This is a genomic window from Gilliamella sp. WF3-4 (assembly GCF_001690275.1).
In the GTDB taxonomy this organism is placed as follows: Bacteria; Pseudomonadota; Gammaproteobacteria; order Enterobacterales; family Orbaceae; genus Gilliamella; species Gilliamella apicola_C.
This window is the reverse complement of record NZ_LZGW01000045.1, coordinates 329900-345860: the sequence shown is the minus strand read 5'-3', so window position 1 is coordinate 345860 and position 15961 is coordinate 329900. Positions and strand designations below refer to the sequence as shown.

Annotated in this window: 10 protein-coding genes; all 10 read right to left on the bottom strand. The window is 36.9% G+C overall.

Translation table 11 applies throughout. The features are described 5' to 3' along the window. A partial coding sequence (locus tag A9G47_RS10745; RefSeq protein WP_141674848.1) for a DUF6708 domain-containing protein occupies positions 1 to 389 on the bottom strand: 389 nt, incomplete at its 3' end. A 112-nt stretch (positions 390 to 501) separates the two neighbouring features. Then, complete coding sequence (locus tag A9G47_RS10740; protein ID WP_065642854.1) at positions 502 to 1329, bottom strand: DUF6708 domain-containing protein; 828 nt, start codon at positions 1327 to 1329, stop codon at positions 502 to 504. 112 nt (positions 1330 to 1441) lie between these two features. Next, the gene (locus A9G47_RS10735) at positions 1442 to 2281 is read right to left on the bottom strand and encodes a DUF6708 domain-containing protein (RefSeq protein WP_065642853.1); all 840 of its coding nucleotides are present in this window, start codon (positions 2279 to 2281) and stop codon (positions 1442 to 1444) included. 260 nt (positions 2282 to 2541) lie between these two features. Then, positions 2542 to 3366, bottom strand: coding sequence for a DUF6708 domain-containing protein (locus tag A9G47_RS10730; RefSeq protein WP_065642852.1), 825 nt, complete (start codon positions 3364 to 3366; stop codon positions 2542 to 2544). Between the two features lie 16 nt (positions 3367 to 3382). Next, on the bottom strand, positions 3383 to 7336 hold the full coding sequence (locus A9G47_RS10725) for a toxin VasX (protein WP_065642851.1): 3954 nt from the start codon (positions 7334 to 7336) through the stop codon (positions 3383 to 3385). A gap of 29 nt (positions 7337 to 7365) precedes the next feature. Next, on the bottom strand, positions 7366 to 8295 hold the full coding sequence (locus A9G47_RS10720; RefSeq protein WP_065642850.1) for a hypothetical protein: 930 nt from the start codon (positions 8293 to 8295) through the stop codon (positions 7366 to 7368). A gap of 2 nt (positions 8296 to 8297) precedes the next feature. After that, positions 8298 to 10790: a type VI secretion system Vgr family protein gene (locus A9G47_RS10715; RefSeq protein WP_065642849.1), complete on the bottom strand. Its 2493-nt coding sequence runs from the start codon at positions 10788 to 10790 to the stop codon at positions 8298 to 8300. A gap of 884 nt (positions 10791 to 11674) precedes the next feature. Further along, on the bottom strand, positions 11675 to 15151 hold the full coding sequence (gene recB, locus A9G47_RS10710) for an exodeoxyribonuclease V subunit beta (RefSeq protein WP_065642848.1): 3477 nt from the start codon (positions 15149 to 15151) through the stop codon (positions 11675 to 11677). After that, on the bottom strand, positions 15130 to 15573 hold the full coding sequence (gene sixA, locus A9G47_RS10705) for a phosphohistidine phosphatase SixA (RefSeq protein WP_218057048.1): 444 nt from the start codon (positions 15571 to 15573) through the stop codon (positions 15130 to 15132). The genes recB and sixA overlap by 22 nt, the downstream gene beginning before the upstream one ends. A gap of 42 nt (positions 15574 to 15615) precedes the next feature. Beyond that, positions 15616 to 15912, bottom strand: a complete 297-nt coding sequence (locus A9G47_RS10700; RefSeq protein WP_065567220.1) for a YfcZ/YiiS family protein — start codon at positions 15910 to 15912, stop codon at positions 15616 to 15618. Between the last annotated feature and the right edge of the window lie 49 nt (positions 15913 to 15961).

The window sequence follows — 15961 nt, the reverse complement described above, 5'->3', positions numbered from 1 at the left end:
TAGCTTTCATTGATATACACTTTACCTGTTTTGCGGTTAAAAATAATGGGGCTTCCTCGGCGTGTAAAAAGGTTTTGATAAAATTCCGGAATCATTAAATATTCGAGAATAATATAACAAAATAAACCAGGAGTTAAAAGATAGACAAGTGTATCACTATTGCACGTTATAATAGAATATATCAAAGATGGAATTAAAAAGATCCCCGAAATTGAGAAAAAAAAACCCATACATAAATAGAGTAACTGATCAGATTTTGTTTTACGAATAAAAGCACAGTAGTTATCATTGGCATAGAGCAAGCGATCATCGGCATCGGTTAGAGAGTTGCCGCCTTTTACTAAATCGCCTATCCAACCAAAAATTTGGGGTTGATATTGTGATGGCATTGTTCTGCTCCTTATTTTAAATTTTATTGTTTTTAGTCACAATTAATGGCACGCCTTCACGGTTATTGTAAAGTCGGCGGTGTTATCCTTTCCCGCCTTAAGCTATTGAAATTTATTGTTTTATATGATACCGTTGTTTAATTTCAGCGAGCTCTTCTTGCGATGTGGCATTAAATGCTTCTACCATCCATTCTGGCCAGCCTTGTCCTTTAATAATTTTGTCTTTAAATTGGGTTTCTTGTTCCCATTTGTATTTGCCGTCGTTTAGGCCGGCTAATTTGTTCGCGCACATAAAGTTATTGACCCAACCCCAAACCAGATAACTACCTATGCCGACACGTAATGGGTCTAATAATATATGGTCGATTGTTTTATGGCTATGGGGCTTGCATACCATTAAAATAGTGGTGTTGAGTGAGTAGCGTGAAAAGTTATGCACCACCACCCCTTGTAAATGGGCCCAATCATATTCTTTAATGCGTTTTTTATTGGGGTGCAAAAAGGTTAGTGGATTGCGTAAGACTTTAAAATTAAAAAAATAGCTTTCATTGATATACACTTTACCCGTTTTGCGATTAAAAATAATGGGGCTACCTCGGCGTGTAAACAGGTTTTGATAGAATTCAGGGATAATAAATATATATAAAGCAACTAAAGAAGCAATTAATATCACGATGAAATTAATCATCAAGAAAGTTTCTTTTCTTAATGCTAATTCTAAAATTAAATTTATAGATACGTAGATTAATGGTATTGAAAGGACAAAAAGAACAAAAAGCATGGATAAGTAAAATATTTGATCAGATGATATTTTGCGTATAAAAGCACAGTAGTTATCATTAGCATAGAGCAAGCGATCATCGGCACCCGTTAAATAGTTACCGCCTTTGTCTAAATCGCCTATCCAACCAAAAATTTGGGGTTGATATTGTGATGGCATTGTTTTGCTCCTTATTTTAAATTTTATTGTTTTTAGTCACAATTAATGGCACGACTTTACGGTTATTGTAAAGTAGGCGGTTTTATCCTTTCCCGCCTTGAGCTATTGAAATTTATTGTTTTATATGATGCCGTTGTTTAATTTCAGCGAGCTCCTCTTGCGATGTGGCATTAAACGCTTCTACCATCCATTCGGGCCAGCCTTGCCCTTTAATAATTTTGTCTTTAAATTGGGTTTCTTGTTCCCATTTGTATTTGCCATCGTTTAGGCCGGCTAATTTGTTCGCGCACATAAAGTTATTGACCCAACCCCAAACCAGATAACTACCTATGCCGACACGTAATGGATCTAATAATATATGGTCGATTGTTTTATGGCTATGGGGCTTGCATACCATTAAAATAGTGGTGTTGAGTGAGTAGCGGGAAAAGTTATGCACCACCACCCCTTGTAAATGGGCCCAATCATATTCTTTAATGCGTTTTTTATTAGGGTGCAAAAAGGTTAACGGATTGCGTAACACTTTAAAATTAAAAAAATAGCTTTCATTGATATACACTTTACCCGTTTTACGGTTAAAAATAATGGGGCTTCCTCGGCGTGTAAATAAGTTTTGATATAAACCTGGAACAACTGTTGAGTACATTGCAAAAATGCAAAGTATTGCACCTATTGCTATAATAATTAGCATAAACTCATCTTCTTTGTCTTTTAATTCTGAAAAAATAAGAATGCATAAATCAATACTAGCAATAGCTCCTACACTTCCAAGAAACATAGATATAATAAAAATAAATGAATAAAAAATCTGATCAGATTTTGTTTTACGAATAAAAGCACAGTAGTTATCATTGGCATAGAGCAAGCGATCATCGGCACCCGTTAAATAGTTCCCGCCTTTGTCTAAATCGCTTATCCAACCAAAAATTTGTGGACGGTATTTTGATGGCATTTTATTCTCCTTTTATTTATTCTTCCTGCTTCGGTTAATGATGAGCGGAATTTCGCCATCATCTTGTCCATTAGGGCAGATATTGATTTGATAGTTATTTATTAGATCATAAGCAAAGGTGCCCGCTACCCAGGTTATCAGCGTTAGATCACTATCTGGCTGGTTAGAATCAGTTTTTTTACTTCAATTTTTTCAATACCGGTAAAATTAGATTGCTATACCACTTTGCCCATGCTTGCCAAACTGCAACGGCTTTTGGGCTATTGCGTTATATTGTGCCGTTGTTTAATTTTAGCGAGCTCTTCTAATGATGTAGCATTAAATGCTTCTACCATCCATTCGGGCCAGCCTTGGCCGTCAATCCTATGTGCTTTAAATTCCGCCTCTTGATCTGACTTATATTCACCGTCATCAATATTGGCTGATTTATAATACACCATAAAACTATTAATCCATCCCCAAACAAATGTACTACCAGCGCCTGCTCGGGCAGGATCTAGCATAATATGATCAATCACTTGATGCGTACCGGGTTGGCATACCATTAACACGGTCGAGCTTAAAGCATTACGCGACATATTATGGATAATAACACCATGCAAATCATCCCAATCATACTCTTTTATTCGGCGTTTTTTGGGTTGTAAAAATACTACGGGATGGCGTAAAAACTTAAAGTTAAAAAAATCACTTTCATTAACATAGACTTTACTCGTTTTACGATTAAATATAATAGGGCTGCCACGATGGGAAAATAGATTATGATAGATTTCTGGAATAACAAAATACATAGCAATAAAGCATAAAATAACACCACTTAACGCAGCTAAAAACATGTTAGTTTCTAAAATTGGATCACATAAATAAGTCAATATAGATAATATAACCACTGCAGAGCATAAAAGAATAACAGCAATGATGTAAATACATAAATAAAAAACTTGATCAGAAGGAATCTTACGAATAAAGGCACAATAGTTATTATTGGCATAACTTAAGCGACGATCATGCAGGGGCACACTATAAGGACCTTTATCTAGATCACCAAACCAACCAAAAATTTGTGGACGGTATTTTGATGGCATTTTATTCTCCTTTTATTTATTCTTCATGAAATTGGTTACTGATTCGGTTAATGATGAGCGGAATTTCGCCATCATCTTGTCCATTAGGGCTGATATTGATTTGATAGTTATTTATTAGATCATAAGCAAAGGTGCCCGCTACCCAGGTTATCAGCGTTAGATCACTACCTGGCTGGTTAGAATCGGTTTGTTTTACTTCAATTTTTTCAATATCGGTAAAATTAGATTGCCATACCGCTTTACCCTGAGTGAGAGTTTTAAACGTTTTCGTTTCATAGCGGTTGATAAAGTAGTTTTTATCGGTGGTGACATACTCTGTGATTTTTAGGGTTTCTTTGGCTTTATCTTCGTTTAGGTGAATTGGGGGTTGCGCCTCTCCTGCGTTGTGATTTACCCCTGTTGAAAGGATATTAAAGCGAGATTCAATCATATCCTCATCACTTTGCCCATTTTTGCCAAATAATTTAACTGAAACCTGTAACGGCTTTTGGGTAATAGCAGCGCAGTTGGGGTATGTTAAATAAAAATAGAGGTGGCGATGATATAGCTTCATCCCACTAAATGAACTCGGTTTTTTAAAGATGATAAAAGTTTCAATACCTGACAAGGCAACTAAATAATCATTCACAGAATGACCAAAACCGACAAATGCCTCTTGCTCTTCGTGATAAGCATCGTACCCCAAATAGGCAAACTCTTTGTGCACCCCAAAATAACAGCGATTTAACCAGTGATCGATAGGGGTAAAATTATCATACTCTTTACTCAAAGCAATTAGGTATAACCCCACTAATGAGAATATAACGCCGAAGACTATCACAAAACCTGAACTGGCTAATAAAAATATAGCGCTAGCTCCTAATAATACAGCTCCACCAACTCTAGCCATGAAATATTTTTTATCCTCCATATCCCACATCCCCAAGGCACTTTTTAACTCACCTAAGGCGTCAAAAAGAGTTATGGCAGCAAAAGCTTTGGCTACGGTTTTAGAAATCAAAGTATTTAATGTCAGTTTCGCTTCGATTTCAGGTACTAATGTCGTTGCAACACGCGATCGCATGGCTTTAACTAATTGCATTTTTAATTTTATGTCACGGTATATGGCAACGCTATCAACACTTAATAATGCTAACGAACCTAAGTCGATCGCCAGTTGGCGCATTTTTTTAGCTTGGCTTTCGCCTTCTTTAACGGTGTTCCACTCTTTTAGGTTATCGTAAATATTTAACAGGGTGACAACGCCCGATATTGCATTAGCACCATAGCTAAGCTTAGCCGCTTTTGCACTTTGGCGGGTTGTTTTTACTTGTTCATGAGTTGATAGCTTTTCATCAATTTTCGCTTTTTCCATTTCGCGTTGATTCATTGCTTCGGTTTCACGGTTTATCTCGCGCTCTTTGATTTTATCTTCTCTTTTCTTTTCGTTCGATTCGTTAATCGCTTCGTCATTGCTGGATTTTTGTTGATTAACTTTGTCAATTTTGTCTTGTAATACGGTAGTACGGTTGATTAACGTGACATAATCCGCCATGTTGCTGGTTAAGAAGTTTTTAAAATCATTGGGATTGAGTATCTGTTTATTTTTTAGAAAATTGACAACTAGCGATTTACTTGCCTCGTCGGGAAAGCAAAGTGTAAATTTAAGCTTTTGGGTTGTTGGTTTTTTTGAGCCAACGTCATATTTTGGATCGGTGACATCAAATTTTGCTAAAAACGCTATTTCTTGGCTGGTTAAACTATTTTCACGAGAAAAACTCCCTTGTAATTGGGTTAATAGTGCATAAACCTGTCGAATTTTATCTTGCCTAACTTGCATAGAGAACTCAACGGGATGCCCACCTAAATCTCCCAAATAAGATAACGTATCAAGCATTTTTAAACGTGGTTTAATCGGTTGGTGTTGTTTATTGGTTTTTAATACGGTGTATTTTTTAAGTGCAAGTTGATGCAAGTATCGATTTTTGTCGACATGGGTCACAGCACTGGGGGTATTTGCCATTTCAGCAAGTTTGCGGTCAATCGATGCCAAAAACGATTTTAATTGGTTGAGCTCTTTAATTTTTTGATCTCTTATTTTTTGTAGCTTGCTATGCTCTTGTGGGTTATGTTGTCGATTTTTGTTTAACTCCTCTTGTTTGGCATTAATCTCTTGCTGTTTTTTTTCAATATCTAGCTCAACACGCTCTTTTTCTTTTTGCAGTTCTTTTTCTTTATCGGTTTGCTTGTTTTGGTTTTTTTGCTCTTGATGCGTATTATAAGCAGAAGCAAAACCCGTTGATTTGTCGATAATATCACGCCATTTTACTAGAGTATCGGTGTCTAAATCGATAAATGCCAGCGCATCAAGATCAATCCCTTGGTTATTTTTATGTTCTATTACATAAAAAATACTGGCAGGATTACTTAGTAGCTCGTCCCATAGGGCGTTATCTTCGTCAAGACGCACTTCTGCATGGGTTGAATCAATCAAGATTTGGATAATTTCTTTTATATGAATAAGCGAGCTTGTATCGTTTGAAAAATCAAACTCTCTTTGCCAAAAATGATTTTGATTAAAAGAAGTCGGTTTTATTTTGCTATATTGCGAGACAAATTTTGTATCGCCAAATAACCAACGAACATAGGTAAAATAGTCTTGCGACCACTCTTCATAATATCGAGTTATTTCTTTAAATTCGGTTTCTAATTCATTTTTAAATTTCTTAACTTCACCATGATTAATATGCTGGTTTATTTTTTCAATTTTTTTGGCTTTTTCTGACTCAGTGTCTTTAATCTCATTTTCTACTTTTCGTAAAAAGTCATCACCCGAATCATAGGCAGCATTAATATCTTTTAGGTATTCATAGTGTTCTTGTAACCGGGCAATTTCGGTGTCATAAGCGTCTTCAATTGAAGTTCGATAATTCTCTATCAACTGTAAAATTGTGCGTTTTTTAAACATATCAGGTTGATAATATTTAAACAGATTTTTCAACCGAGGATTAACACGGTTATACATCTGTTCACCACGCTGTTGATAGGCTTTGGTTTCGTCACCATTAAAAGGCAATAATGGTTCGGCTTGTTTTGGCGCATCACTACAAAAGATATGTAACTCTGATACCCGTTGTGAATTGAGCTCTTCAGCAATACCTAAGGTGTCTTCTAGCACTACGCCACACGATATTGGCCCACACCTCAGATAGAGAATATTTGCGTAATTTGCAAATTTTTGCCTTTGTTTTTTTAAACTGATAAAAGGATGTGCCGATTTAAAATTATCCAGACCTTGGTCACCAAAACGAAACTCTAGGACTTTGCTTTTATTATTATCATCATGTTCATGACTATAACCAAAAATATCTTTAAACGGCACCGCTCGCTTGCCCGTTGCATCAGACGGTGAGTCTTTGAGGTTTTGTATATCAATTTTGGTAAAACGCGATAACACTTGGCTATCTTGTTCTTTTAGGTAATCGTCGAGAGTCTTTTTGGGCCAAGGCTGTGAAGAATAAGCCACCCATGCTTGAGTAAAGTCCCTATTATTAAGGTTAATAAACGATGCAGGAATGTTGTGGCAAGCATTTTTACACGCTTTTGATATCGGTCTTGGCTCGGTATTAGTTAGTTCAAGGAAGTTTTTTAATCTTAGTGCGCCATCAATGCATTCATACACATGAAGTATTCGGCTCTCAATATTCTCACCTTGTTGTTGCATCACATAAACATAGCCGTTACGCAAAGTGCGAAGTACATAGTCATAATATTCTAATTCTTCATCTGGCATGCGGTGTTTAAAATCTAATGTTTTAGTATAATTCGCCAGTTCTTGATAAGTGGGGTTAACCTGTTCAATTTTATTGAATTTTGTTTTTATCACGGCTTGACGCAGTAAAAAGACGGGTAATCCTACTCGTTCACAGGCAAGGCAACTACCTGAAGCTTCATTTTTATTTTCTATCGCAATGTTTGCTGTTTTTTTCATCTTATGCTCTTTAATGCTTGTCTTATTTGTTATTCGTAAATAGAAAGTGATGGGCTTTCAAGCTGAATCTGGGCGTCAATAACGTGTTTTGAGAATGTGCCCGGCTCTTTTCGCGCTTTGGCAATTTGTTCAAGCACGTTAGGATGCTGAGTAAAAGCAGTTTGGTACCTTAAGCCATTTAATCCCCAAAATAAGATATCGGTAGCCTCAGTTAAACCTAATTGATACGCTTGCTCAACCAGTTGCGTTGAGTGCAAAATCACTTGGTTATGGAGTGGTAGTGATTTTTGATCATCAAATTGTGTTCGATTATTGGCCCATGCCTTAACAAGGGTTCGAATCATTTTGAAATGTTTTAAGCGTTGGCAATAATGGTGGCTCCAGCGGTCTTGCGTTTCAAGTTCACTATCGGCCGTAAAATGAATAAACTGCCCAGCATGAATTGATGGATAGTAATAGTTTTCAATTTGGGCAAATTGCGATTTTAGCCATGCGCTGTCTTCGTTGGAAGCCACTTCTTGCAAAAATTGCATGCGAAACGGTTCAAAGAAAGGATAATAAGGCTGTTGCAATATTTTAGCGATGTTATTACCAATAGTTATCAGCTGCTTTGCCAATATCGACGGTTTAAGGGGGCTAACAATATAAGCACAAATATAACGCTTTGACCAAAAACATTCGATTTCAGCTTGCTCACTGATGTCACCAAGGATCGGGCTGTCTAAAAATTCATTGGGCTCTGCCAGTTTAATCAGTGTTGGGCATATACTTGGATCATAATCTAAATCAGTGCGTAATACCTGAGTGAGTTTCTGTTCGCCAAATAGTTTATCTTCACCAAATTGATCCACTAATGAGTCGTGTGATAATGGGTTTATTGAATTAAGTGCCACTAAATTATCGACTAATAAATAGCGATATTTGTTAAAGTTATCTTGATTATTCAATTTAGTAATCATTTTCAATCCGTTTCTGCGCAGCGTTTTACATTCAGTTCACTTGAGTTTAATCTAATTGTTTGAGATTGGCTTGCTGGTCCCATCTTCTGCATGACATTACACTTAAAATAGGTATTATCTTGCGTGCCCAGTTCAATGCCTGCACTGCTGATTTTGATGTACGAACCGCCACAGATAAGCTTGATTTCATCGCTCGCGGTGATAGTGACCTCACCATCCACGCTATCCACTTTGATATCTTGCTTGGCTGCCATATTGAGGTTGGTATTTTGGGCTTGCACCTCAATATCGCTTTGGTTAGCAAATAGCTTCATACCTAATTTTTGGGCAAATAAGCCAATCGCTTCAGCCGACGATACGGTGATGTTTTTTAATGCGGTGATATCGGTTTGATTTTCGCTGGTTAGGGTTAAGCTGTTGTTTGTTGTCAATTGGATGTTTTCTGGGCTGGTTAAGGCAATGCCTTCTTGCGCATAGGCCAGTAGGCCACTTTGGGTTAGCTCGCTTAAGTTGGCTTTAAGTTGGTCTTGACTGTCGGTATCGGCACTGTGTGCGTCGGACTGGGTAGCGGCATTTTGTAGCGCTTTGGCAATCGATAAGGCATTTTCAAGTTGGCTTATTGCCGCTTGCATATCCAGTTGTTTGCCTTGGGCTTTCGGCTCGGTTTGGGTGGTTAAGTATAAGCCTTTGTTGGCAGCAATCGCCCCCCATTCATCCGTCCTCAGTTCAAAGCCTTCACCACGTTGTGCTTTTTTTTCGTTAACAAGGTGACCTAAGTTAAGTTGGCTTTTGCCATATTCGGTGGCGAGTTTGATATGCTCTTGCCCGCGTTTATCATCCATGCGCAGTTTGTTGTTGGCGGGGGTGCGAATGACATTGCGGTGTTTGTTTACCGTAGTCACATGGTCTGGGTGGGCGCTGTCGTGCATGGCATGGGCGATATACGGCCTATCTGGATTACCATTCATAAAGGCAATCGCCACTTCCGTGCCGTCAATTAACGGGAAGTGAAAACCATAAGTGTTACCCGAATAAGGTTTTGCTAAGCGTACCCATAAGCTTTCATTGCCCTTTTTCCATTCTTTTAAGTCAAAGTTGAATTTAACTCGGTAGCGCCCGTGAGTGTCAATATAGCCATAGGTGTCATTATCAGGGCTAGTGACCCGTGCGGGTAAGGTGCCACTGACTTGTGGCCAACGTATGGGCGCTGGGCGATAGGGTTTTAAGGCCTGATAGGGAATAGCGGTAAAGGTAAGTGCATAGGCATCAGTACGGTTACCTTGTCCTTGCACACTTAAAATAATCACCCCTTCTTCAATCGATTTTAACGGACTGCCCGTGATGTTAATAAGTTGCCCTGGGGCTAATTGATAGCGGTTGCTTTTACCCGTGAGGATTATTTGCTGACTAATCGCCTGCTCATGGTGAATACGGGCATACCACTGACCACTTTCAATCTGATTATCGTTTTGATTATCGTTATACTGGTTATTACCATTAGGATTACCATGGTTACCAACGCCATTGTTATTTGTGCTACTCGTTTGCGAGTTATCTTGTCCGTTGCTATTTAAGCCTTTATAGTGCTCGGCATAACGGTAATCCTTGCCATAGGTGGTGAGGACTTTGGGTTGGGTGTTTATTTCGCTCTGTAAGTCGGCTAGGGCATCACGGTAGTTATAGTCTTGAACGGTCACTGAGGCGGGTACCACTTCGCTATGTAAGGTGATATCCCAAACACTTTCCACACCCGTATCGGCCATGCCACTCGGCAGTTTATAGTCAATATCGGCCACTTGCGCATAGCCTTGTTCATAATCACTTAACACCATCACATCACAATCATGTTCGGCATGGGTTTCAAAGCGAAACCAGATACCGACATCGGCCAATAAGCGTTGAATAAATTCTAGGTCACTTTCTTGCCACTGGGTGATAAACTCCCGTTCAGGATAACTATCTTTGAGCGCTAACCGGTAATCAATGCCGGTAAAGCCGTGGCTGCGTAGCACTTCTTCAACCACACTGACCACGCTTTGATTTTGAAATAGGGCACTATTTTTCCCCACGGCCAACCGTGCTAAGCACGAAGATAACACGACTTGGTAATGGGCTTCATCTTTATTGACTGATAGCTGGCTAAATTCAGTGATGACCCCATGCAAGGTGCGTTTATTGGTGACGGCGGGCAAGTCACTTAATGAACGAATAGCGGAAGTTAATGGCTTGTTAATAACAGGATTAAAGAAGAAAGTCGATTTTTGATTAAGGAACGCATCGGGCGATAAGGTTTTGTCAGGGCTGGTAAAGGTAACCACATAATGCCAAGGTTGATTTAACTGCTCATCACCGTCAACATGCAAAACTGAAATTGGTGCGGTCAGCTCGTCAACGGTTAAGGTATAGCGGTTGTGACTAACACCCCCTAAGCCGTCTATTAAATGGCTAAACTCGCCACCGAGTTGACCCAAAAGGCGATTAAGTTCATTCGACATGTTTTCCTCTCCTATTATTTCTAATAATTTATCCCATCTATTTTTATTATATTATTGGTTTATCACTATATTATTGTTTTTACGCTGGTTATTTTTAGCATAAGCGATAATGCAAACAGAGTATAAACTATTTTAACGGAAAATTTAACTTTTTTAATGAATATCTTTGTTTAATATTAATAATTTCAATTAGTTAAACTAGTATGTTGGCGTTATTTAAAATCTTCATTGAATATACAATTTAAACTTTTTATTTAAACGTTTTGCAGCTTTATCAATTGGATCTATTAACTCATTAAATTTAAAATGATTTCATACTGAAACGGTATAGATTCCTGAATATTTTTTACAAAAATTGCGTCTTTTTTAATTTAAAAGGTCGTTCATGTTAATTAAAACAACTATTGGCGTTATTTAAAATCTTCATTGAAGAAGTAATTTAAACTTTTTATTTAAACGTTTTGCAACTTTATCAATTAGATTTATTAACTCATTAAATTTAAAATAATTTTATGTTGAAACGGTATAGATTCCTGAATATTTTTTACAAAAATTGTGTCTTTTTTAATTTAAAAGGTCGTTCATGTTAATTAAAACAACTATTGGCGTTATTTAAAATCTTCATTGAAGAAGTAATTTAAACTTTTTATTTAAACGTTTTGTAACTTTATCAATTAGATTTATTAACTCATTAAATTTAAAATAATTTTATGTTGAAACGGTATAGATTCCTGAATATTTTTTACAAAAATTGTGTCTTTTTTAATTTAAAAGGTCGTTCATGTTAATTAAACAACTAATGGTATAAAAAATAAGGCACTAATTATTTGTGCCTTATTTTTAGTTATTTAATCTATTTTTCAACACTGAGCATTTTTTACGGCTTATAGCTCATTTGGTATTCCACCTTCAAATAATTTATCAAGCTCTTCAATAAAGGCTTGTTCAGGTCGATGGTAAAAGACGCCATGTTCAGGCATGCCACGCAAAAACAGGTAATAAACACCGCCAAAATGCGTTTGGTATTGGTAATTTGTTAAGCGATTTTTTAAAAAACGATGCAATGCTAAACAATAAAGTTGATATTGCAAATCATAACGATGCTCACACATCACTTTTTCTAAAGCGGCTTGATGATAAGATTCAACGCACTTACCTAGCCAATTTGATTTGTAATCAACCACATAATATTTTCCTTCAAATTTAAAGACTAAATCAATAAATCCTTTTAACATGCCTTGTACAGCGTCAAAGTCTAACTTTGGGCATAATTTTGACAAATTATCATATCGTTTACATAAGCTATCTAATTGCTGGCTAGTTACCGTTTTGCGTATAGGGAGATAAAATTGCAATTCATTAATATGTTGATCCAATAATACTTTTGATAAGATTAAATTTGGCTTATGCAGTTGTGTACCCAATACTTGCTGCATCCATTTAGTTATTACGCTATGCCATGCTGGTTCTAAATTTAGCTTTGTCAACATGTTATTGCATAATGCATCAAGGTTATCTGGCGTGACCTCTTCCATAATGCTATGCATTAATGTACCGACATATGCCCCTTTAGGAAAATGATGAATATCATATTGAAAATCGGCTGGCAGGGAACTGTTTGTGTCAAGTTGTGGTTCGTCCCAGTCATTAATAATATCAGGATGGTAAGCCAATATTTGATCATTATGTTTTTGTAATTCCGTGTAACTTGTGACCCGCCAATCACTTGAGATATTGCGCGAAAATACGTTTGCTGACAAAACTTGGTTTGGCAAAATTTGGGGAATATACTGCTTACACTCTACGGGTAATTGTACATCGACTAAATTAGCCATACGTTCAATTGATCTTAATTCACTATTTAATAAATAATTAATAGCAGATTGATTGGCTTTCAATGAGGCAAGACCAATGTAACAATGGTAAACAGAGCGCGTCATTGCAACATATAATAATCGTAAATCTTCAGCAAGTCGTTCGTTTTCTATTTGTTGTTTAATCTCGTCAGTTAACCGCCATACATAATTTAGCTGATAGTCATCATTTTTATCATGATAAAATTGGCTATCTGATATTCGACACAATGAAATAAATGGTAACCAAACAATCGGGAACTCCAATCCCTTTGATTTATGAATAGTAATAATCTTAACAAGGTTTTCATCACTTTCGAGGCGTTGCTGATGATTTTCTAAGTTAAGATCAGGGCTAACTATTTGCTTTGTAAACCAACGAATTAACGCATGTGGGCTATCTAATTCATTTGATGCATCTTGTAGTAATTCCCCCAAATGCATTAAGTTGGTTAATGTTCGCTCGCCATCTTTGTGAGCTAATATGTTTTCAGCTAAATGACGTTTTTTCATCATTCGGCGTAACATAACTAACACACCATAATATTGCCAAATTGCTTGGTATTGTTTGAACTCTTCAACTAAACTTTCCCATTTGTCTTGATTGTCAGTGATTTGCTCTAGCTCAGTCATGGTTTGCCCTAGCAATGACGTCATCAACGCTAACCTTAGTGTTGCTTCGTTTTCAGGCATTAAAACGGCCTGTAGTAGGTTCAATACATCTTTTGCCTCATTTGAAGAAAAAACGCTACTATGGTTTGATAGGTAAACACTTTTAACACCACAATTAGCCAATTTTTGTTGAATAATTTCTGCTTCACGCCCAGTGCGTACTAAGATGGCAATATCAGCCGTTGTTACAGGGCGCTGTTGTTTTTCATTATCAATTAATATTGATGAATTAGATAACAAAGTCACAATTTGGTCAGCACAACAATTTGCCATGTGATTTTGATAATCTGTTTTAGTTGTAATTTCGTCAGGCAATAAATATGCTGTTAACGCACCTATTTCTTGGTTATTAATTTGCAAAGACTTTTGTTGATTCTGTTTTGCTACATCCATAGGTAAAAAAGGAATATCTTCAAATATGAATGGATTATCGCAATTAGCAAACAATTGGTTAACAGCGTTAACCATCGCTGCCGACGAACGATGGTTTACATCCATGGTAAAATAATTTTCTCCTGCCGATTGTTTAGCTTTTAAATAAGTGAATATATCAGCGCCCCGAAAACTGTAAATGGCTTGCTTAGGATCGCCAATAAACAGTAAGCCTCGATCGGTCTGCTTGTTATCATAAATATGGTTAAAAATTTGATATTGCGCAGGATCGGTATCTTGGAATTCATCAATCAAGGCAACACAGTATTTTGAAGCTATACTTTTCGCTAATCGTGCGCCTGTTTTTGCATGTAATGCGCGATTAAGTTGCCCAATAAGATCATCAAAGCTCATTTCGCCATTTTTAAGTTTCTCGTTGTAAAGATCTTTTTGAATCACACTGACGATATCTATTAAAATTTGGCTACGTAAATCAAACGATTGTTTGAATAAGTCGTCAATCTGATCAAAAACAAAATGGTATGGCGCATTCTTTCCTTCTTTCGTTTTTTCAATTAAAACCGATTGCTTAAACTTTTCGAGCTCATTAGGTAATTGGAAAGATTGAGTTGCATTATTTGCCCATGCTGAGACTTTAGTCACCCAATTAGGTAAATTTCGACGGCTATATGATTGTTTGCTGACACCTGATTGAGAAATGATATCGACTAACTCATCAACCGACGCTAGCCAAGACTGCTTAACATTTTCAATTTTCTCATAATTTATTTGATGAAACGCTTTAATTTTAGCTGTGATATCTGGATTTATCGGTTTATTGTCGTTTAGATCTAAGCCTAAATATGGGGTAATATCTTTCAATAATTCCGTTGGATCTTGCCATGTTGCAAGGACTAAATAGGCAAGCGATTTATCCAGTGGCGTAAAGTAGTGGCGCCAAAAGTCTTGTGTTACTCGCAATTTTAGTTGTGATTCATCTGAAACTAACTTTTGCTCAAATAACACGCCAGATTCAAACGCATGACTGGTGAGTATACGCTGGCAAAAACTATGGATAGTATAAATTGCCGCATCATCCATTGATTGTTGAGCAACGGTAAGTCGTTGCACCGCTAATTTTCGATCGTCAACTAATTCAATGAGTTGTTGATAAATAGGATCTTGATGTTGTCCTTCCAATAATCCAATTCGTAGTTCTTGTATATTTTTCCTTATTCGAGAACGTAGTTCTTGGGTCGCCGCTTTGGTAAAAGTAACTACCAGAATTTCGTTAACCTCTAAAGGTCTTGGGTAGCTATTTTGGCCAATGCCAAGTAATAACCTTAAGTAAATAAAGGTGAGTGAATAAGTTTTGCCTGTTCCAGCCGATGCTTCAATTAAAGCTCGACCAGTTAACGGCAAATCAAAAAGATTAAGTTTTTTTACTCCGCTTGATAAAACCATTCAAGTTTTCCTGCAGAGTCTAACGACAAATTAATACAAGCAATTGCCGCTGTAGGAAACATAGGAGGATTGATTTGCGGGCACAATTCATTAACTAAATATCCCACTAGAGGTAGATGTGATACCACTATTACATTTTCAGTGCCTTCAGCTAGCAACATCGTTAATATGCCAGCGGCATGTGATGAGTTACCACCGGGCACTAAAAACTGATCAGTTTCAATCTTTGCAACATTAACGTGTGATGATAATGCAGTAAATGTCTGTTGAGCACGTAAATAAGGGCTGACTAAACCAAGCTCAAATTGATAACCTTGCTCTTTAAGCCACATTCCAGCTTGATTCGACTGTTTTATGCCATAATTGGTTAAGGCTCTGCTAAAATCCGATGAAGCAGAAAACCCTGCTTCACCGTGTCTCATAATGCAAACTTTCATTTATAGTTAATTTTCATCTATAGTTAATTAACGTAATTTTAATTGAAAAATCATAGATTCTGCACCACAGCAAAAGGTAAATTTTACTGATAATTTAAATCCATCGTTAACTTTTTCAATATTGCTATCAATTTTGCATGGTTCTGTTTCAACATTTTTTGCAGCTTGTGTTAATGAAGCCAATTTAGCTTGAGCTTCTGATTCTGTTGCAAAAACGTGCTCATAACCAGCAGTACAATCTTCGTTGTCAATTATTGTACCAACATCCACACAACAACATGCTGCTGTTTCATTAGCTTTACATTTATTTAAGGAATTTGCCATGCTATACCTCTATTTACCGTTTAATATTAGCAACAGTATACTCTCAATC

What these genes read in the sequence shown, in the direction of transcription:
- A9G47_RS10715 (WP_065642849.1), bottom strand. Translation starts at nt 10,790, where the DNA reads ATGTCGAATGAACTTAATCGCCTTTTGGGTCAACTCGGTGGCGAGTTT.
- A9G47_RS10740 (WP_065642854.1), bottom strand. Translation starts at nt 1,329, where the DNA reads ATGCCATCACAATATCAACCCCAAATTTTTGGTTGGATAGGCGATTTA.
- A9G47_RS10700 (WP_065567220.1), bottom strand. Translation starts at nt 15,912, where the DNA reads ATGGCAAATTCCTTAAATAAATGTAAAGCTAATGAAACAGCAGCATGT.
- A9G47_RS10730 (WP_065642852.1), bottom strand. Translation starts at nt 3,366, where the DNA reads ATGCCATCAAAATACCGTCCACAAATTTTTGGTTGGTTTGGTGATCTA.
- sixA (WP_218057048.1), bottom strand. Translation starts at nt 15,573, where the DNA reads ATGAGACACGGTGAAGCAGGGTTTTCTGCTTCATCGGATTTTAGCAGA.
- recB (WP_065642848.1), bottom strand. Translation starts at nt 15,151, where the DNA reads ATGGTTTTATCAAGCGGAGTAAAAAAACTTAATCTTTTTGATTTGCCG.
- A9G47_RS10725 (WP_065642851.1), bottom strand. Translation starts at nt 7,336, where the DNA reads ATGAAAAAAACAGCAAACATTGCGATAGAAAATAAAAATGAAGCTTCA.
- A9G47_RS10735 (WP_065642853.1), bottom strand. Translation starts at nt 2,281, where the DNA reads ATGCCATCAAAATACCGTCCACAAATTTTTGGTTGGATAAGCGATTTA.
- A9G47_RS10720 (WP_065642850.1), bottom strand. Translation starts at nt 8,295, where the DNA reads ATGATTACTAAATTGAATAATCAAGATAACTTTAACAAATATCGCTAT.